Raw genomic sequence first — 16739 nt, 5'->3', positions numbered from 1 at the left:
TCTTATGCCCTGGTATAAAACTGGGACGGTTTCTGTCGTCCTGAATTCCAATGCCGTAACAGGCACTGGCACAGCGTTCATCGTGAACTCACGGGTTGGCGATGCGTTCCGCGGCCCCGATGGTCGCTGGTACGAAGTCACCAACGTGGCGAGCAACACTGCGATCTCCATCGACCCTCCATACATTGGCGCAACCGCGTCTGGCGGCAGCTACGCATTGGCTCCCATGCAGGGCTACGTCAAGGATTCGGCTGATGCTTTGCGTGCCATCGTCAACACTTACGGCGCCCAGCTTGCCGCGCTCAAAACCACCGGTAACTATGACGTGCTGCCGGTAAGCAAGGGGGGCACCGGAGGCACAACGCAGGCAGAAGCGCGTGCGGGGCTCGGGCTTGGGGCGGTATCAACGGATAACGTTGTTCCGGTTGCAAGAGGTGGGACAGGCGGGACAACCTTGGCGACCGCGCGAACTGGACTTGGTTTGAAGTCTGCTTCTGTCGCCGATATCGTCGGCACCGTATCCCAATCGGGTGGGGTTCCTACAGGCGCAATCATTGAGCGCGGCTCGAACGTGAACGGAGAGTATGTTAGGTACGCGGACGGCACACTGCATTGTTGGCTGGCCGCTGTCACTGCCCTCTCTCACACGGCTAACGTGGACCTGATCACGACGTGGACGCTCCCCTACCCGTGCGCCGCCTTAAACACGGGAGTGCCTAGCGTTTCTGTGAGGTCGCCCTCCAGTACTAACGTCTACAACACGAACAAACTCCAGTCGGGCATGGCTTCGGTTGCGGACGCGCAGTTCCGAACCAATTTTAGCGTCACCCAGAACTACATCTTGTACTTCAACTTCGTAGGCAGGTGGTACTGATGAGAATATTGTTGAGCCCGCAACGGCGGGACGATGTGCTTGAGGTTATCAAGTCCGGGGATGTCCTTACTATCAATGGAGAAGACTTCGATCTCTCTCCGATAGGCGATGGCGACACATTGCCTCGCGAAGCTATTGCGTCCATTTGGTTTGCCGGCCCGGTGGATCGCATCGAAGGTGAGCTGGTACTCACTCTTCTTTTCCCAAATCCATGGAACTACAGCCAAGAGCAGGCATTCCCGGCTCCGCTGGAAAACGTACCAAATGGCCCGGTGGCATTGCCGGGACCCTTGCCGATGCAAGTATCAGCACCAATGCAGGAGGACGCCCAGTGAACATTGACTGGTCCCAACTGATCACCAAGGCCATGAAGGACGAGGCTGCCGCTGCCGCTCAACTGACTGCCGCGAAATCGGCGCTGTCCACCCGCAATGCCACCGCCGTGAGCCAGATCGCCCGCATCCAAGATCGAATTGACACGATCGGTTTCGGCATCGACATCGGCGAGGCAGCCGAGGAAGACGAGGCAGAGCAGGCCGCACTGCTGCTGATCCTGAAGTCCTGGAAGACCTACAAGTTCGCCCTCGGCAAGGTCACGGTTCAGCCAACTTGGTACCAGGCTCCAGTGTGGCCGGTAGAGCCGCCTATCCCCGAGATCATCGCCGCGCCAATGCTGGTTACCGCCCCAGCAACCTGATCAACGCTGAACAACGCAACCCGCTATTGAGCGGGATTTTTTTTGCCTGGAGAAAACCATGCCTTCCACCGAAACCCGAGGGGTGCGCAACCGCAACCCCGGCAACATCGATTACAACCCGGCCAACCAGTGGCAGGGCCAGCTCAAGCCAGACCCTGCGATCGAGAAGCGCTTTGCCCGGTTCGATACGCCGGAGAACGGTATCCGCGCCCTGGGCAAGGTGTTGCTGACCTACCAGCGCAAGCATGGTCTCAAGACGGTGAAGGCGATCATCAGCCGCTGGGCGCCGGCGGCGGAGAACGACACGACCGCCTACGTGCGCGCCGTCGAGGCGAACACCGGCACCAGGCCGGGCGCCGAGGTGGACCTCAGTCAGCCGGCGGTCATGGCTGGTTTCGTCAAAGCGATCATCCATCATGAGAACGCAGGGTATGCCTACCCTGACGCGGTGCTGGCTGAAGGCGTGCGGCGGGCGCTGGCATGACCCCGGTGCAGAGGATGGTCGGGTTGTTGTTGCTGGTCCTGACGCTGATGGCCGGCGCCGCGGGAGCGACCTGGCAGGTGCAGGAATGGCGAATGGGCAAGAAGTTGGCAGAGCAGGCCGGCTTGCACCAGGCCGACCTGTCAGCAATCAGCAGTGCCGCAGTCACTCAGGCCCGAGTCGAGCAGGACAAGCGCCTGAGCCTGGAACAGCGGCTTTCGGCCAGCGAACAAACCCACTACAAGGAACTGAGCGATGCTCAAACCACTCAAGACCGCCTGCGCGATCGCATTGCCACTGCTGATTTGCGGCTGTCAGTCCTCCTCGAGGATCCAGCCAGTTGCAATGCAGTGCCTGCCACCGCCGGCGCCGTCGGCGTGGTTCATGGAGCCCGTCGAGCCCAACTTGACCCAGCGCATGCTCAAAGAATTGTCGCCATCACCGACACCGGCGACCGGGGGCTGATTGCGTTGCGGGCATGCCAGGCGTATGTCAGGGGATTGAGTCAGCAATAGGGCGGATCAGATCGGGGCCCTGGTTGCGCACGTTGCCGACGGCCTTGTCCACCTTGAACCACTCGAAGACCTCGGCCGGCTCGCCCTGCTGCAGGACCATTTGTTCGGCCCGCTCCTTGGGCGTGTCCGGGTCCAGCCATTCCCGGGCAAGTTCGGCATTCAGCACCACGGGGCGGCGGTCGTGGATGTCGATCATGCCGCCCTGGCTGTCGGCGGTGATGATGACGAATCCGTCATGCTCGCTTGGCTGACGACCACCGACGGGGAATTGGCCGATGGCTGCGCAGAGGACCGGGGCCTGGTCCCGCCGGCGGATCAGGTAGGGCTGTTTCTTCGGCCCACCCTCATCGACCCACTCGAACCAGTTGTTTATCGGCGTGACGGCGCGGTTCGGCCAGATCAACCGGTAGAAGGGGCCGTGGGCGACTTTCTCGACCCGGGCATTGATTGGCGCTGCCCGGTCTTTGGCCCAGGCTGGTCGCCAGCCCCAGCGAACCATGTCGGCATGCAGCACATCGCCTTCCTGGTGAAACAGGGCGAGCTGACTCGATGGCGCGCCGTTGTACTTCTCCAGGGGTAGGTCACCGGCAGAGTTGACCAGGGCATTGGGCATGCTCAGCGCCGCCACGAAGTCGTGGATGCCTGTGTATTGCGAGACCCTTCCGCACATGCTGCCTGACCCTTTCTGTCACCTTGGGTGGGGGCTCGGGATTATGTCATCGGGAAGCCTATCCCCTTCATAAACCTTGAGCCGGCGATGCAGCTCGGCGATAAGCGTGCTGTTCGCCACGCGCTCACCATTAGACCTGTTCATCAGTTCGACATATCGAAGGTGTTCGGAATTCCACGCCCATTTTGCCTTATCAAGTTCAGCCCGAAGCCTGGCGCACTCCTTGGCCTCGGTCGCATACATCTCCACAAGCCCGAAGATGTCCTGGCGAGCCTTGCGTAGCTGGCTGGTCAACTCCTGCACCTCGTTCTCCAGCATGTGGCAGGAGTGCTTGTACATCTCCAGCGGAGTGGGACAGCCCAGCCAGTCGCTGGTGTCTTCGATTTCTAACGGGCCCACGGGTAACGCCTCAATTACTGTTTGGATGTACAGTAATTGAGGCGCGACAATTCGGGCGAGGGCGAGGCGACGAGCTGTAGGAGTTTGGGTTGTGAGCGGTCGGCAGGACGCCGGAGGGGGGGGGCGAGGTACTGTAGGAATATCCAACGCTAAGTTGTTGATTCTTATAGGCTGATTTGACGAATTTGATAAGGTCTTAAATCGTATGTTTTATTTTTAAAATCAAAAGGTTACAGTTGCGTCTCGGTCACCTTGACATGGTGGGGGTCGTTGGTTCGAGTCCAATCGCGCCTACCAAACAAAATCCGCTCTGCTGGGCGGTCTAGAAGGGCCCACCGAAAGGTGGGCCCTTTTTTGTTGGCGTACACATAAGGACATGGTCATGCGGGTTGTCACTTCCATAACTTTTCTTGCTTTAGCACTTGCTGGTTGCTCTGGAATACCTTCAGTTCCATACGAAGAGCCTGCTCAATCAGAGGGCGTGGCGCGTGTTCGCGTTATCACGAACTCCGATGTGTATGGAGATAGCATCGTCGGCAGTTGTGCTCCTGCTACCCGGCATAAGATGGCAGAGGCCGGACGTTTCGGGCAGGACGGTACGGCGAGCATCAACTACCCGCAGTATCCCCTGAAGTCGGCGAGCATTGGCATACCGAAAAGAGTTTGGCCCAGTCTTATCCAGTACGTCCCTGCAATTCGGATGGGGGAAGGGGCTTACAAAGAGGTCGTGACCGAGTATCGCGTCAGGACGGATCTGCCATTCCAAATTGCAACCCGGGGCGCGACCATTGCGGGCAGCGGCAGCTCTTACCGGACCTGTGGTGGCCAGGCGCTCGTTTACAAGCTGGAACCCGGGAAAGACTACGAAGCAGTGGTAGGGGTGGATGGCAGACCAAGCAAAGATGGCGAGCCAGCGCTTATTTGCATGTTGGCGGTTCTTGAAGTTACCACTTTGCCTGGCACTTCGATTGTGATCCCCCAAAAGCTGACGCCTGCTGCGCCTCCGCAGGTGGTCTGCAAAAACTGATAGGCACAGCCCGCCATTGAGCGGGTTTTGCGTCTGGCAGAAACGAAAAAGCCCCGACTTGGATCGGGGCTTTTGCGTTGCGGCGGATAACGAGAGGCATAGGCGCCTCTACAGTAATCGGGGCCTTTTCGTTTTCAGCCACGCTGGGTTTTTTGTTGCTTCAAATCCTCGTCATGAGTAGGGCCCAGGTCTTCATGTTTCAGTCTCGCAAGGCTAAAAGCGTCCCAGCCAAAGTTGCTGAGGCGTTCAGAACTTTCACTGAGCCACCAGAACTTATCGTCGTCATCGTCTAGAACTACGGTTGCGAGCTTTGGTGGAACGGCGGCGTACTCCTGTGCCAGTCCAATTGGCAGGCTCAATTCATCCAAGCCTTTATTTGCAAGATGCACGAGGTAACGGGTGGCCGTCGGCTCTTGAATTTGGCGAATCAACAATTTGGTTGGGTTCTGGCTCATTACCTTGACATCAACGTAGAGTTCAAGTGCATCCAGGGCGCGCTCGACCTGATCCATTTTGGAGGTGTGAAGAAAGTCGACCAAGCGATCGCCTTGGGCCTGATGCACACCGAGCAGTCGGCACAAGTCGGCCTTTCGCATATCTCGCTCCATCATGGTGTTCCAAAGCGCGATCTTCGCCACGGTCACCGCAGGTAGATGAACAACGTGTTCGCCTTCCAGCGGGGCGGACGCCGGCGGAATCGAGCGGCGCTCATCGACGTAGATGGAGAGGGTGGATTCAATCCCGTCCAAGGCTTCGCGGATAGCGTGCTTCCGATCATCGCCGTAGCTGTTCAGCTCTGGCAGGTCGCGGCAGAACACGGCAACGCCTGGGGCGCTAACGTCCTGTTCGAATCGGATTGGATAGTCGTACATCGTCACTCCTTGGAGGTGAAGTCCAGTGCTCAGGCGTGGTGAAAGGGCTCTTCAGAGCCCAGTTGTTTAATGATCGCCTTACCGGTCGGTTCCGGCTTTTCCTTGGAACTGTGATCCGCGAGGTAGCCTTGTTGCCGTGGGAGGACTTTGAAGTGGCTTCCTTTGCCTGCTTCGAAGGCCATCCTTTGGGTCTTCAACCATCGTCTGAGCTCGCTGAGCTTCATCACTTTGCTTGGTTGCTTGGATGAGTCCACTCTACAACATTTCTGTGTTAATACAACACTTGTGTGTTGTTTGGTTCGAGCAGTGCCCGGGCCATGCAGGCCACTTTTATTCTGAAAGGACGATGGACCCTACTGATCTCGGCACAGGCACAGCTACCTGGATGAACTGACGAGCAAAACGAGCATCGCGCAGACCAGCTGTTTGCAGTTGATGGATGTAAGCGGGTGCCTCTCAGCTGTGTTGCGTCGACCGGTTGAATCCACAACCCTGAACGGACATTCATCGACGTCAGTTCAGGGTCGAAAACTGCTTGCTCCGCTATTGCAGCGGAACATACACATCAGTTTGCCAGTGATCCTGCGGTGTCTCGGGATAGATGCTCAAGTAATGGAAGAACAGCGGCTGGTCACGAAGTTCCTCTCCACTGCCAGGAAGCCAATCGCGGTAAATCGGATAGATCGTTTCGCCGATGTGATCCGGTGACCCCTCATGTCGCACCACGACACAGCGACCGCCGGGAATGACGATTTCGCGCACGCCGAACTCATTCGGCGCCACGGCCTCGTGAATCTCGCCGCAGATTGCGAAGCGGAATGCTTGCGCAGGTGTCGTGTCGGGGTTGCCATAGGGAATGCCAAAGCTGCGACTCGACGCCACCGGCGACTGTCCGCTCTGCTTACGCCACTCGATGAACTTACGCACGCTCTCATTGACGAGCCCGGCGGGCCCGCAGTGTTCAAATGCTGCGACCCTGACTTCAGGGAATTGCACGATTCGTATTTGCATGATGATAGTCCTGGAAAAATGAGGGATTGAGAACACCGCATTCCAGACCTGCCAGTTCGGCTCTTTCCTGAACGCACTCGGCGTCATACCGAACGCCCGCCTGAACGCCCTGCAAAATGCCTCCGGACTTTCAAAGCCGGCACCGAGTGCGGCCTCCAGTACCGAGTGATCAGCAACCGCGGCTAGGCGATGCGCCGCGCGTCGTAATCGCATCAGTTGCACATAACGTGAAACAGGCACGCCTACGAACGCGGTGAATTGTCGATGGAAGTGAAATGCCGAAAAGTTCGCCACATGGCTCAACGTATTCACCGACAGATCACCTTCGAGATTCTCATTAATGTAGGCGAGGACGGCGTTGAAGCGTTTTGCGTAAGCGAAGTTGGTCGACATGTCAGACACTTGGAAAAGGCTCCTGGAAGTACGGTCGGCAATAGAGTCGACTATAGCGCCGTGAACGCGCCTAGCCGCGTTTGCTCAAGGCACGTTTTGGGTTGGCACGTGCGATCGCTTCCAAGGCGATGTGAAGGTCGGGGGGGCATGTCAGGCGTTCACTTCTGGCCGTTCTCTGCCGGTGCTCACTGCTTCGTTTGCTGGTCAAGTCGAATGAGAAAGGAAAAAAGGATGAAAAAATTCTCAGATTTATTTTGGTACCCGCGCCTTGCGGGCCAAGTCCTATAAGTTAGCGCCCTGTAAGTGATAGTCTACGAGCTCTTCTATAAATGATATTGGATACAGTTATGACACGCTGTTTGAGGACGCTCGGAGCTAGCCTCGCTAACAGTATAGTGATCCCCGCCGCTTGGTTATCGGGGCTTGTGACGATAGGACTCTTGTGGGGCATGATAGTGTTTTGGCCCGATAAGCTTACAGTCGAAGGACGTCAGCTCTTTCTGGCTTCTTTTTTTATTTTTTTTCTCGCCATATGGCACTTGATACGGCGCAAGCGACGAGCAAAAGCACTTGTAGCCTCCATCAACCTGAAAGAAAGTCTGAACCTTGACGACACTCGGCTGCTCGGCTATCCAAGCCCCCTATTTTTTGTCTTCGACCTCCCCAACAAGAAACTCGCTCAATGCCAAAGCGCCACCGGCGACTATCAAATTCGAGACTTCACGTGGGTGACAGGCTGGCAGTTTGAGTGGCTACGGATTGACAGCCGGGTGTCGGGCGGGGTTCTGCAAATAGTCGATGGGGCAGGCATGAGCGTTCCTATCGACGAGCTTCGGCGTAAATTCATAAAATTCTCACTGGTTTTGACGGTTGCCGATACAAGTCATCCTCCCTTCCGTTTTCCAATGAACCGGAGCGCAGCTGAAGGGTGGTGTACCCGGTGCAATGAGCTTTTCAAGAGCTAAGCGAAGCATCACACCAGAAGATAATTATCTTTAGAACTCGCGGCAGCGCTGTTATGAGGGTTCAAACGAGCGTTGCGAGAGGCATTGACGCAAATTCCTACACAAACCTCGGAAACGAGCGCATTGCAGCATTTGGGTATGCAACTTATTGTCTTTGTGTCGCACAGATGGCGATTCGGGTTTGGCGACTCGATTGAATGAAGCGCAGAAGCTCCTGCTCCTAAATCAATTGAATGAAGGTACTGCTCATGACCCGATACATGCCCATCACCGGCATCGACTGCATCCCCGCAACCCTGCTCATCGACACCGAAGCGCCTCTAGACGTCCTTTTCGAAACCGCCGATTACCGCATCCGCACGGTGACCCAAGTCTTGGAAAATATCGCGTTTCGCTCGGACATCAGCTCAGACACTGTGGTGCTGACTGATTTTTGTAAATTGCTGACCACATCGTTACGCGATGGTTGTGATGTCATGGATGTGATTGGAAGACGATTGCGGGCGCAGGCGGCGGAATAATGAAGACGGGCGACTTATAAGCCGCCCGTTTCATAAGCGGAGAACAGGGACAGACTACGATTATGAGACCGGCCAATTTTACAAGCGAACTCAAAATCGTGGTTTGTCCCGGTGTCTAATCCGTTCGTCAGGCAGGTGAATGATTAGCTGCATGCCCAGGCTGCGCATGAAGATCAATGCCTAGCGCATGAATGACCTTGAGTACGGTATCGAATCTCGGCTTTGATCCGGGTGCGAACGCCTTGTACAAGCTTTCTCGCCCCATGCCAGAGTCCTTGGCGATCTGCGCCATGCCGCGGGCCTTGGCGACATAGCCGATCGCTCGGAGAAACTCCTCGCTATCACCGTCAGCCAGCACTTGGGAAAGGTATTCACTGATGGCTTCGTCGCTATCGAGTAGTGCCGCCATGTCAAATGTCGTCAGGTGTTGGCTCATGTTCAAATCTCCTTTGCCAATTTCTTCGCTCGCCGGATATCAGCACTCTGTGAAGACTTGTCACCACCCGCCAGTAGCACGATGACCACTCCACCGCGCATGGTGAAATAGACCCGGTAGCCAGCGCCTACATCCACACGCAACTCTGAAATACCATCACCGACAGGTTTCACATCGCCCAGGTTCCTGCTGCGGCGCGATCAATGCGGCGGGCGATAGCGATTTTTGTTCGCAGATCACGGACCGATGAATGCCAAGCAGTGAACGTCTGCGTTTGCTGGATGAGATAATTCATGAGTGGGCCGTATCCAGTTGGATACTGGAAGTCAAGATGCTGATGCTGGTCGTCCCCAGTATCTTCAATCCGGGTGGCGGGGTGAGGAAGAAAATGGGAACAGATTACGATCTTGAGCGAACTCAAAACCGTGGTCTGCCCCCAGCTTCTTCGGCCTTACTTGTCGCTTTTACGGATAAGCGTGGACTCGAAGCGGTGGGTTCCTTTGATGAACGTTATTTGCTTAAGCGTCCCGTCTTCGTTGATAGCAATCACGTTCGGTGTCTTGGACTTATGATAGGGGTGGTCATAGAGGTCGGGCTTATTGCTGTAGGCGAAGGCGGTAAAGTGAAGACCGTCGCTTTTCCAACTAACACCGTTGAACAGGTAGACCCAGTTCTCGCTGTTTGATTGATAGAGATATGCGTCGCCGCCTTTGTCCATACGGACCTCAAGCTGGACATCCCCTTGCTCATTTGCCCACTGGCCGATGTATCGGTTCAGGTCGGTGTGTGGAGGTACAGTAGGCGCGGGAACGAAATCCTTCACTTGGTACGGAGACTTCCTGGCTTCTTCTGCAGTGTCTACTACGTACGAAGCGCACAATGGGGCGATTTTTTGCACCTTCTGATAGCTAAAGATCAGGGGGTAGCCTGACAGCGTCATGCTCAGGCGCATGGCAGTCGGCGTCAGCGAAAGAACCTCAAGATCGAAGGTATCGTTCGGCGACTCGATATGGATCGACTTACCGTCATGAGCAAGGGTGTACTTGGATACTTCAACCTCCCCTGGGACGTTTGGCTCGGTGCAGTTGAATGAATGCAATGCCACTGTTCCATCTGGTAGATATTCCGCTACGTTGGCGATGCCGTTGCGTAGGGGCGCCATTGCCCAGGCACCTAGTAGAACCGTGTGGTCGACTTTCACCGATGAACCGACCGCAGGATCTGATGCTTGCATTGCATGAGCGCCCCAAGACAGGGCCGCGAAAATCAAGGGGTAAAGCTTCTTCACTGAGTACTCTTCCATAGTGGCGTAAAAGACGTTCCTGAGCCGAAACACACACACCATTTCGCATGAGTTGTACGTTTGAAAAGCGGGGCTGTTCGATGTTCGGTTTTCCACTGTGTCGGTAGAGCCAATGTCATCTTTAGTCTCGACCGCAGGCCCGGTAAGCGTACCGGTAATGAGGTGGGCTGATTACAGGCGAACTCAAGATCGTGGTCTGTCCACAGTCTCGTGCCCCTGGTTTCACTCAAGTAGGGGGAAAGGGGCAGACCACGATATCAAACGGGCCGATTACAAGTGAACTCAAGATTGTCGGCTGTCCCCCCGGTTCCCCAGGACTGTGAATCGCACATTGAGAGAGTCACCATGAAGGTAGAGTTAGCGGCAGTGATTGTACTGGTTGGGATGTTGGCAAGTGGTACGGTCAATGCTGAAGATGGTGGGGAGGGACTGAAGTTTTTAAACGGCTGTAAGGGCCTGCTTAGCTTCTGGGATGGAAAACTGTTAACAGCAGACGCTGATGTAGCGGCTATGGGCTACTGTGTGGGCGTGGTGAATGGGGTCCGTGGAACGCTGCAAAACCTCAATGGGTGGATGAAAAATGATCATGCCAAACTGTGTTTACCTGCCGACTACGTTGAGAGCATGGGCGTAAAGACTGTCGTTAGATTCTTGGAAAACCACCCTGACAAGCTGAAGAGTAATGCGGTGTCGATAACAATGCTTGCGCTACAAGCTGAGTACCCTTGCCACTAGCCGGCCAGTCATCTTCTCGTCCACGTGACCCAGCAGCGCCGGGGTTAGTCCTGCGGGAAATCCTGATGCTCACTGCGTCTCGTCCTTGCCTCGTAGCAGCGAAGTATTGGTGCTAAATTCTGCGCGTCCAGCCTGCGGGCCCATCTGGCTCGGCGGGATATTTAACGCCTCTCTCAACCGATTTTGTGGATATGGAAATTCAATGAGCACATTCAAGCTTTCGATTACGCTGTCCTGCGCTGCAGCTGTTTTGATGTTGAGCGGATGCGCTGCCTCTGTAAAAAGCGGCGGGACTGAAACGCTCGTCATTCAGGAGTCAGCCAAGCAGAACCTGGTCGTAAACTTTCAAGGCAATAGCAAGGTTCAACAAAACGAGGACTGGCCTCGCTTGAAGCAAGAGTGGAATGACGCCCTGCACGTCGAAGCGACTCGCGCCGGCTACAGCCTTAAAGAGGCTCAGGCATCAAGCCTCGAGGGCAAGGACGGTGTCGGTATCAAGATCAACGTAACCAATTTCCGTTACCTGACCCCTGGCGCGCGCTACGGAGCCGGGGTCATGGTGGGAAATGCGTGGGTCAATTCCAGTGCAGACTACTCGGACTTGAAATCGGGCCGCCTGATTGGAACTCGTACCTATGACACGTCTTCGTCGGCTTGGGAAGGTGTCATGTCGGCTATGACCAAAGAGCAGGTTCAAGCTATTTCCCAAAAAATCATAAGTGATATCAAGAGCGCAAAAGCCAAGTAATGCGATTCTGGCTAATGAGCGTCGGCGACCGGGCCGTCGATCTGATTCACGCTGTGTGAAACTTCAGGAAGTCGACGATCGGTTTGGTCGCTATGCGGATGAGCTCATGAACGGACGAATGAAGCGGGTTGCGGAAGAGCGCGGATGAGTCAATGGAAAACACAGGGATTCTGGAGTAAGGCGTGGACCTATGTGGTGTTGGTATTTCTCGTAGTGTTTTCCTTTTACTCCGACGCGCCCTGGTTGGGCGACGGCCCATCCAAACGCAAACGGGTCTTCAGCCCCGGCTTCATCGCGTTCTGCACACTGGTGGCTGTGTTTGAGCTGATGGCGCTGAATCACTTTTATGCTGTGAGCGGATGAGGTGAGGGGCAGAAAGAATTGGGGGTAACCGGGACAGGCCACGATTATGAGACGGCTGATTGAAAATTAACCAAAAATCGTGATCTGTTCCCAGTTTCCACCAATTCCCATCAACGTCAGAAGGCTGCATATGACGTAACCTCGTTATAGATTTTGTGTAGGCATGAATTGCCTGTGGGTAGTTGGTTTCTTTTTGTAGGTGGACGTAATGGATAATGCTGCGAAGAGTTTCCGATCTAATGTGGGGTCAGCGTCTTGGATGAAAGCTAGAATGTGCCTTTGGACGTGTTATCTCCTCCTATTCATTGCGACATCTATTCCGTTTATGTCTTTTTTTGATATCCGTCCTGCTTTTGAAAACCCTGTCTTCTGGTTTCAACGCACAGGCTGCATAACTACTGTGTTTTCATTGGTCTGTATTGCGCTCGCCGACACTGCTGTTCGTTTGATACCCAAGCCTAGTGAAGACTTTCGTACTCATACACAAGAAGCTGTTGATGCTTATCTGAAAAAAATATATCAGGCGCGTGCCTCTGCGATGGTGGTGGCATTAATGGGGGCTTTAGTTTGGGGGTACGGTGATACCTTTATCAGGTATATGGGCTCCGCTTGATGGCTTTTCATGCTTCTGTCGTATGATTTCTAGATAAGACGGGGGCAGATGGGACAGACTACGATTATGAGACGGACCGATTACATTTGAGCTCACGCAATGGTCTGTACTCAGTTTTCCCCAGTTTTCTCTGAAGCTGATGAAGCACGCCCTGAGGAAGAGGGAATCAATGCCAAAGAAACTTCAGGAAAGCAAAGCAGCGACGGCTGCTGACATTGAGCGCTCTATCCAGGCACTGAACAAGATGGCTGAACGCCTCTGGGGCGATGGTCGGGAGGCTGAGGCGAAAGCCCTGCTCGATGCCTTGGATGCTTTAAACAGGGCGCTCGATAGGATCAGGATTGGGGAGAGTCGCAGGGTTCTTCATTGAAGTGCGAAGGAAAATGGGACAGACACGATATGAAACGGGCCGATTGCAAGGGGCTAGAACCGTAGTCTGTCCCCCAGTTCCATCCCCGCCAACCACTGGGCTTTTGTCCTTGGTGGATGCCTGGCCAGTCTGTTGGCGTTTTATCAAGCCCATGCAAGTCGTGATATCGTTCTGCTACTTAGCAATGGAGGCAAGCGATGAAAGTCGATAATTGGCAAAGCTGGGAACCCGAGTGGCTTAGGCTGACTGAGCATTTCCTCAATGCACCGGCGGCACCCGGCGCCTACATAATCTGTGCAGACCACGAGATTCGCCGGGCTGTCGGTTCCGACGAGCACGGTATCTTGACTATTGGCGAATCGGACAATTTACGGCGGCGTCTTGCTGCGTTTGTGCGCTGCGCAAGGAATCCCGGAGTCTCAGGGCATATGGCGGGCTGGCGGTTTAATTACGCCTCTTTCGAAACCGTTTTCCCTTTGGACACACTTTGGGTTAGCTGGTGTCCGACTCTCGATAAGACAGCCGCCTATGCAAAAGAAGGGGAGATGTTGGCCCTCTATTTGGCCCAGCATTTCGAGCTGCCTCCTCTCAACTACAAATTTAACTGGCCAAAGCTGGAAGTGGCAGTGCTTTAGCCCCAGGGGAAAGCGGGAGAAAACCACGATTATGGGACGGACTGATTACAGATAAACTCAACATCGTGGATTGTCACCGGTTTCTAGGCGTCGACCTACCTTTGGCACGCAAAGAAAAGCCCGACTGGGGAGGCCGGGCTGAAAGGGTTTCACTAGGAGCTGAGATGACCATAGGCGCTCGGCTGTGAAAGGGATGTGAAAGATTGCGTTCAGTACGAGTTTTAAAATCGTGGTGCCCCTGGTTCCATTAAAGAAATGTTGATCCAGTTGTCGACGTGGCGAGCGAGTGAGATCGACCAATCGCTGCCGCATAACCGGCTGCCGCCTACACTGGATTAGCTCATTAATCGAAGGACATGGAATGCTCATCGTCTTCAGCGGCCTTCCCGGCACCGGAAAAACGACTATCGCCAATGATCTTGCCGCTACAACAGGCGCCGTGTACCTGCGGATCGATACGATTGAGCAGGCGATTCGAAACTCGGGTGTTCTTGCGCAAGATGTGGGGTGCAGTGGTTACATGGTCGCCAATGAGCTTGCCCTGAGCAACCTTCGTTTGGGGCGGACAGTCATCGTTGATTGTGTCAATCCCGTCCTCGAAAGCCGAGTCGCGTGGAGCGAAATCGCCTCACAGGCGGGTATTCGATTGGCAAATATCCAAGTGGTTTGCTCCGATAAACATGAGCATCAGCGCCGGGTCGAAACACGGATGGTTGATATTCCCGGCCTGACTCCACCAACTTGGCAGTCTGTGCTGGATCATGAATATGAGCCGTGGGATGAAGCTCCGTTTTGCATAGACACAGCCTCGACCTCTCCGGTGCAAGCGGTCTCGATGATCATCAACCGATTTTTGTCCAGTGAGTAGCATCCCTGTGCCGCTCGGATACAAATGATGGGCGAGCCTATGCAATACCCAGTTGAGAACAACATGAAAGTTCGAAAAGCCTTACTAGCCGATGCAGAATCGGTGTCCAAACTCCTAGGCCAGTTAGGCTACCAAGCCTCGCCAAAGCTAATCCGAGATAAGCTTGAGGCTTTAGAACTTAGCGCTCGCGATACCGTGCTGCTGGCACAAGACGGTAAAAATATTGTCGGTGTCATAAGCTTGCACGTACTTGAGCTGTTTCATCAGTCGGGTAGGCTCGGACGCATTACCTCCCTTGTCATCGATGAAGACTTTCGAGGGCGGGGAGTGGGGGCAATGCTTGTTTCCGCTGCTGACGCGTTTTTTACAGAGCAACTTTGCGTACGGGCTGAGGTGACTAGCAGTGACCACCGAATACAGGCTCACACTTTTTATCAGCAGCAAGGTTATGTGGTCGACGAGCGTCGTTTTGTCAAACGGTATGATTCTTCCGGGGCATAGTAAAAATTGGGGAAAGACCACGATTATGAGCCGGGCTGGTAACAGGTGAGCTCAAATCGTGGCCTGTCCCCGGTTCTACCCCGAGGCTGCAAGCGTCCCGATTCGTGGGGATGTAGGCAGAACTAATTCAACCAATACTCCGCCCCAACAACCACTCACTAAACCCTCGCACCGCCACCTGCCGCTCCCGCCCCGGCACGCACACCACGGTGTACCGCGCACCCGCCAAGCGAACCTCAGGGCGATATTCAACCAGCTCCCCACGCGCAACAGCCTCAGCAACCAACACATTGCTGGCAAGCACCAGCCCGTGCCCGGCGATCGCCGCCTGCAGGGCGTGTTGTTCCTCGTCATAACGCCGAAAACGCGCGTTCTCCAGCCAGCCTAGGGTGCCGGCCTTGGCACACCATGCAGGCCAGTCGACTGCAACGTTTGCGCTGCTCAGCCATGGCACGTCGATCAGTTCGACGGGTGAGCCCGCCGCGGGTGGTTGCCAACCGGGGCGGCAATAAACGCCAAAGTGCTCATCCAACAGAGGCTGTTCAAACAGCTGTGGGGCCGGCCTGAAGAGGGCGCGGATCGCCAGGTCGATGCTGGCGTCACGCTGCAGGTCGACCACGTCGTTGCTGGTATGCAGCCTGACGTCGATCTCCGGGTACAACCGATGAAAATCCCCGAGCCGCGGTATCAGCCACAGGCTGGCGAATGCCGGCGTCGTGCTCACCACCAGAGACTGTGCCGCACAAGGTGGTGACAGCACCTGCAGGCCATGTTGGATATCAAGCAGGGCGCGGTGCATGAAAGGGTGAAGGCGCTCGCCATCGGCGCTCAGGCGCACGTTTTGGCTGGAGCGTTCGAACAGTCGCACGCCAAGGAAGGCTTCAAGACTTTTGATTTGATGGGAGATCGCCGCCGGGCTGACATTCAGTTCCAGGGCTGCTGCCTTGAAGCTGCCTAGCCGTGCGGCAGACTCGAAGCCACGCAAGGCGGTGAGGGGCAGTTTGGCGAACATGGGCGGGTAGGTTACTCAGGTTGAGCGTGGCTCAATTTAGCTCAATTGTGCGCGAGGGCTCAACTTGCCAGGCTGGGGTCTTCCAAACCGGCTCAGGAGCCCAGCGATGCAAGGTACGCCCCGTAAAATCCTTCAGGCCATCCTCTACGAAGCCGGTGGCGTGCTGTTCGTGGCACCGGCGCTGGCGCTGACCTACGGTCAAGGCATGGGTTATTCAACCCTGCTGTCGCTGGTGATTTCCGCCGTCGCGCTGGCCTGGAACATGCTTTTCAACGGCCTGTTCGAGTGGTGGGAGCGCCGCCAACCCAGTCGCCATCGTAACTGGCAGCGGCGACTACTCCATTCTCTGGGATTTGAAGGCGGCTTGACGTTGATTCTTACCCCGGTGATTGGCGCGTGGTTGGGCATCAGCCTGTGGTTGGCGCTGGTGACCAATCTGGGGTTGTTTGTATTTTTCTTTTTTTACGCACTGGTTTTTCAATGGGTGTTCGATCGAGTGTTCGATGTTCCGCTTTCTGCGCAGACCGATCAGGGATCTGCGTCCAGCGCCCGCTGAGTCAGTTGCACGACGTGACATTGCGCCTGGTTGTTGCTGATCGTCAGTCATAACCGGGTGCCGATGCTAAAAAACTCATCCAGAAGCCGATAAAAATAAATTCTATCCCGATCAACCTCGATCACTCCATATCGCCGCAGAAACGGCGCTACCCATTGTTCTCCCAACCCCTCG

The 16739-nt window shown here is 55.3% G+C and carries 23 protein-coding genes and 2 pseudogenes; 17 read left to right on the top strand and 8 right to left on the bottom strand.

The genetic code is table 11. The features are described from left to right. The first annotated feature begins 4 nt into the window (after positions 1-4). From BLO97_RS31995 to BLO97_RS19695, 5 genes are read left to right on the top strand one after another with little or no spacing between them, the layout of a single operon-like run. A complete protein-coding gene (locus tag BLO97_RS31995; protein WP_256572112.1) occupies positions 5-874 on the top strand; it encodes a phage tail protein in 870 nt (289 codons plus the stop codon). After that, a complete protein-coding gene (locus tag BLO97_RS19710) occupies positions 874-1209 on the top strand; it encodes a hypothetical protein (protein WP_092347486.1) in 336 nt (111 codons plus the stop codon). The genes BLO97_RS31995 and BLO97_RS19710 overlap by 1 nt, the downstream gene beginning before the upstream one ends. Before the next feature lie 32 nt (positions 1210-1241). Next, positions 1242-1571, top strand: a complete 330-nt coding sequence (locus BLO97_RS19705) for a phage tail protein (protein WP_092347678.1) — start codon at positions 1242-1244, stop codon at positions 1569-1571. 58 nt (positions 1572-1629) lie between these two features. Beyond that, on the top strand, positions 1630-2055 hold the full coding sequence (locus BLO97_RS19700; RefSeq protein WP_092347483.1) for a structural protein: 426 nt from the start codon (positions 1630-1632) through the stop codon (positions 2053-2055). Next, a complete protein-coding gene (locus tag BLO97_RS19695) occupies positions 2052-2567 on the top strand; it encodes a lysis system i-spanin subunit Rz (protein ID WP_092347480.1) in 516 nt (171 codons plus the stop codon). Before BLO97_RS19700 ends, BLO97_RS19695 begins: the two co-directional genes overlap by 4 nt. Here the strand turns inward: BLO97_RS19695 and BLO97_RS19690 are convergent. Next, on the bottom strand, positions 2545-3237 hold the full coding sequence (locus tag BLO97_RS19690; RefSeq protein WP_092347477.1) for an SOS response-associated peptidase family protein: 693 nt from the start codon (positions 3235-3237) through the stop codon (positions 2545-2547). The genes BLO97_RS19695 and BLO97_RS19690 overlap by 23 nt on opposite strands. A gap of 18 nt (positions 3238-3255) precedes the next feature. Then, a complete protein-coding gene (locus BLO97_RS19685; protein WP_092347474.1) occupies positions 3256-3636 on the bottom strand; it encodes a hypothetical protein in 381 nt (126 codons plus the stop codon). A gap of 382 nt (positions 3637-4018) precedes the next feature. Between BLO97_RS19685 and BLO97_RS19680 the strand changes: the two genes are divergently transcribed. Continuing rightward, positions 4019-4663 carry a hypothetical protein gene (locus BLO97_RS19680; RefSeq protein WP_092347471.1) on the top strand — a complete coding sequence of 215 codons (645 nt, stop codon included), beginning with the start codon at positions 4019-4021 and terminating at the stop codon, positions 4661-4663. 455 nt (positions 4664-5118) lie between these two features. Here the strand turns inward: BLO97_RS19680 and BLO97_RS19675 are convergent. Both BLO97_RS19675 and BLO97_RS19665 read right to left on the bottom strand, forming a co-directional pair. Then, positions 5119-5535 (bottom strand): annotated as a pseudogene (locus BLO97_RS19675) (type II toxin-antitoxin system HicB family antitoxin); the annotation flags it as partial. Between the two features lie 543 nt (positions 5536-6078). Then, on the bottom strand, positions 6079-6948 hold the full coding sequence (locus tag BLO97_RS19665) for an AraC family transcriptional regulator (protein ID WP_092347468.1): 870 nt from the start codon (positions 6946-6948) through the stop codon (positions 6079-6081). A gap of 440 nt (positions 6949-7388) precedes the next feature. Here BLO97_RS19665 and BLO97_RS19660 point away from each other — a divergent pair, with 440 nt between their 5' ends. Together BLO97_RS19660 and BLO97_RS19655 are read left to right on the top strand one after the other, a co-directional pair. Then, positions 7389-7904: a hypothetical protein gene (locus BLO97_RS19660; protein WP_256572111.1), complete on the top strand. Its 516-nt coding sequence runs from the start codon at positions 7389-7391 to the stop codon at positions 7902-7904. A gap of 248 nt (positions 7905-8152) precedes the next feature. Beyond that, on the top strand, positions 8153-8425 hold the full coding sequence (locus BLO97_RS19655) for a hypothetical protein (RefSeq protein ID WP_003203821.1): 273 nt from the start codon (positions 8153-8155) through the stop codon (positions 8423-8425). Positions 8426-8552: 127 nt separating this feature from the next. Here BLO97_RS19655 and BLO97_RS19650 read toward each other — a convergent pair whose 3' ends face one another. The 3 genes and pseudogenes from BLO97_RS19650 to BLO97_RS19640 all read right to left on the bottom strand — a co-directional run bounded on the left by BLO97_RS19650 (position 8553) and on the right by BLO97_RS19640 (position 10149). Then, entirely contained in the window at positions 8553-8861 is a 309-nt protein-coding gene (locus BLO97_RS19650) for an addiction module antidote protein (protein WP_038858737.1), read from the bottom strand. Between the two features lie 2 nt (positions 8862-8863). Continuing rightward, positions 8864-9156: pseudogene (locus tag BLO97_RS19645) on the bottom strand (type II toxin-antitoxin system RelE/ParE family toxin). A gap of 156 nt (positions 9157-9312) precedes the next feature. Further along, positions 9313-10149 carry a hypothetical protein gene (locus BLO97_RS19640; protein ID WP_139197710.1) on the bottom strand — a complete coding sequence of 279 codons (837 nt, stop codon included), beginning with the start codon at positions 10147-10149 and terminating at the stop codon, positions 9313-9315. 360 nt (positions 10150-10509) lie between these two features. Here BLO97_RS19640 and BLO97_RS19635 point away from each other — a divergent pair, with 360 nt between their 5' ends. The 8 genes from BLO97_RS19635 to BLO97_RS19605 all read left to right on the top strand — a co-directional run bounded on the left by BLO97_RS19635 (position 10510) and on the right by BLO97_RS19605 (position 14997). Further along, positions 10510-10899, top strand: coding sequence for a Rap1a/Tai family immunity protein (locus BLO97_RS19635; RefSeq protein ID WP_092347459.1), 390 nt, complete (start codon positions 10510-10512; stop codon positions 10897-10899). Positions 10900-11101: 202 nt separating this feature from the next. Beyond that, positions 11102-11647, top strand: a complete 546-nt coding sequence (locus BLO97_RS19630; RefSeq protein WP_092347456.1) for a DUF4410 domain-containing protein — start codon at positions 11102-11104, stop codon at positions 11645-11647. A gap of 144 nt (positions 11648-11791) precedes the next feature. Further along, entirely contained in the window at positions 11792-12010 is a 219-nt protein-coding gene (locus BLO97_RS19625) for a hypothetical protein (RefSeq protein WP_092347453.1), read from the top strand. Between the two features lie 208 nt (positions 12011-12218). Further along, positions 12219-12623 carry a hypothetical protein gene (locus BLO97_RS31110; RefSeq protein WP_139197709.1) on the top strand — a complete coding sequence of 135 codons (405 nt, stop codon included), beginning with the start codon at positions 12219-12221 and terminating at the stop codon, positions 12621-12623. Positions 12624-12792: 169 nt separating this feature from the next. Then, positions 12793-12993 carry a hypothetical protein gene (locus tag BLO97_RS19620; RefSeq protein WP_013693816.1) on the top strand — a complete coding sequence of 67 codons (201 nt, stop codon included), beginning with the start codon at positions 12793-12795 and terminating at the stop codon, positions 12991-12993. Between the two features lie 197 nt (positions 12994-13190). Then, positions 13191-13628 carry a hypothetical protein gene (locus tag BLO97_RS19615; protein WP_092347449.1) on the top strand — a complete coding sequence of 146 codons (438 nt, stop codon included), beginning with the start codon at positions 13191-13193 and terminating at the stop codon, positions 13626-13628. Positions 13629-13989: 361 nt separating this feature from the next. Further along, positions 13990-14496, top strand: coding sequence for a P-loop nucleotide/nucleoside kinase family protein (locus BLO97_RS19610; protein WP_092347446.1), 507 nt, complete (start codon positions 13990-13992; stop codon positions 14494-14496). A gap of 63 nt (positions 14497-14559) precedes the next feature. Beyond that, positions 14560-14997 carry a GNAT family N-acetyltransferase gene (locus BLO97_RS19605; RefSeq protein WP_256572108.1) on the top strand — a complete coding sequence of 146 codons (438 nt, stop codon included), beginning with the start codon at positions 14560-14562 and terminating at the stop codon, positions 14995-14997. A 127-nt stretch (positions 14998-15124) separates the two neighbouring features. On the opposite strand, the gene BLO97_RS19600 is transcribed toward BLO97_RS19605, so the two are convergent. After that, positions 15125-16009 (bottom strand): LysR substrate-binding domain-containing protein, encoded by an 885-nt coding sequence (locus BLO97_RS19600; RefSeq protein WP_092347440.1) that lies wholly within the window; start codon positions 16007-16009, stop codon positions 15125-15127. 106 nt (positions 16010-16115) lie between these two features. Between BLO97_RS19600 and BLO97_RS19595 the strand changes: the two genes are divergently transcribed. Next, positions 16116-16565 (top strand): PACE efflux transporter, encoded by a 450-nt coding sequence (locus BLO97_RS19595; RefSeq protein WP_092149316.1) that lies wholly within the window; start codon positions 16116-16118, stop codon positions 16563-16565. Positions 16566-16739 lie beyond the last annotated feature (174 nt).

The organism is Pseudomonas sp. NFACC05-1, assembly GCF_900100135.1.
Taxonomy (GTDB): domain Bacteria; phylum Pseudomonadota; class Gammaproteobacteria; order Pseudomonadales; family Pseudomonadaceae; genus Aquipseudomonas; species Aquipseudomonas fluorescens_Q.
Note: the sequence above shows the minus strand (reverse complement) of the source record. Positions and strands in the feature narration are given on the sequence as shown.

What these genes read in the sequence shown, in the direction of transcription:
- BLO97_RS31995 (WP_256572112.1), top strand. Translation starts at nt 5, where the DNA reads ATGCCCTGGTATAAAACTGGGACGGTTTCTGTCGTCCTGAATTCCAAT.
- BLO97_RS19710 (WP_092347486.1), top strand. Translation starts at nt 874, where the DNA reads ATGAGAATATTGTTGAGCCCGCAACGGCGGGACGATGTGCTTGAGGTT.
- BLO97_RS19705 (WP_092347678.1), top strand. Translation starts at nt 1,242, where the DNA reads ATGAAGGACGAGGCTGCCGCTGCCGCTCAACTGACTGCCGCGAAATCG.
- BLO97_RS19700 (WP_092347483.1), top strand. Translation starts at nt 1,630, where the DNA reads ATGCCTTCCACCGAAACCCGAGGGGTGCGCAACCGCAACCCCGGCAAC.
- BLO97_RS19695 (WP_092347480.1), top strand. Translation starts at nt 2,052, where the DNA reads ATGACCCCGGTGCAGAGGATGGTCGGGTTGTTGTTGCTGGTCCTGACG.
- BLO97_RS19690 (WP_092347477.1), bottom strand. Translation starts at nt 3,237, where the DNA reads ATGTGCGGAAGGGTCTCGCAATACACAGGCATCCACGACTTCGTGGCG.
- BLO97_RS19680 (WP_092347471.1), top strand. Translation starts at nt 4,019, where the DNA reads ATGCGGGTTGTCACTTCCATAACTTTTCTTGCTTTAGCACTTGCTGGT.
- BLO97_RS19660 (WP_256572111.1), top strand. Translation starts at nt 7,389, where the DNA reads ATGATAGTGTTTTGGCCCGATAAGCTTACAGTCGAAGGACGTCAGCTC.
- BLO97_RS19655 (WP_003203821.1), top strand. Translation starts at nt 8,153, where the DNA reads ATGACCCGATACATGCCCATCACCGGCATCGACTGCATCCCCGCAACC.
- BLO97_RS19650 (WP_038858737.1), bottom strand. Translation starts at nt 8,861, where the DNA reads ATGAGCCAACACCTGACGACATTTGACATGGCGGCACTACTCGATAGC.
- BLO97_RS19635 (WP_092347459.1), top strand. Translation starts at nt 10,510, where the DNA reads ATGAAGGTAGAGTTAGCGGCAGTGATTGTACTGGTTGGGATGTTGGCA.
- BLO97_RS19630 (WP_092347456.1), top strand. Translation starts at nt 11,102, where the DNA reads ATGAGCACATTCAAGCTTTCGATTACGCTGTCCTGCGCTGCAGCTGTT.
- BLO97_RS19625 (WP_092347453.1), top strand. Translation starts at nt 11,792, where the DNA reads ATGAGTCAATGGAAAACACAGGGATTCTGGAGTAAGGCGTGGACCTAT.
- BLO97_RS31110 (WP_139197709.1), top strand. Translation starts at nt 12,219, where the DNA reads ATGGATAATGCTGCGAAGAGTTTCCGATCTAATGTGGGGTCAGCGTCT.
- BLO97_RS19620 (WP_013693816.1), top strand. Translation starts at nt 12,793, where the DNA reads ATGCCAAAGAAACTTCAGGAAAGCAAAGCAGCGACGGCTGCTGACATT.
- BLO97_RS19615 (WP_092347449.1), top strand. Translation starts at nt 13,191, where the DNA reads ATGAAAGTCGATAATTGGCAAAGCTGGGAACCCGAGTGGCTTAGGCTG.
- BLO97_RS19610 (WP_092347446.1), top strand. Translation starts at nt 13,990, where the DNA reads ATGCTCATCGTCTTCAGCGGCCTTCCCGGCACCGGAAAAACGACTATC.
- BLO97_RS19605 (WP_256572108.1), top strand. Translation starts at nt 14,560, where the DNA reads ATGAAAGTTCGAAAAGCCTTACTAGCCGATGCAGAATCGGTGTCCAAA.
- BLO97_RS19600 (WP_092347440.1), bottom strand. Translation starts at nt 16,009, where the DNA reads ATGTTCGCCAAACTGCCCCTCACCGCCTTGCGTGGCTTCGAGTCTGCC.
- BLO97_RS19595 (WP_092149316.1), top strand. Translation starts at nt 16,116, where the DNA reads ATGCAAGGTACGCCCCGTAAAATCCTTCAGGCCATCCTCTACGAAGCC.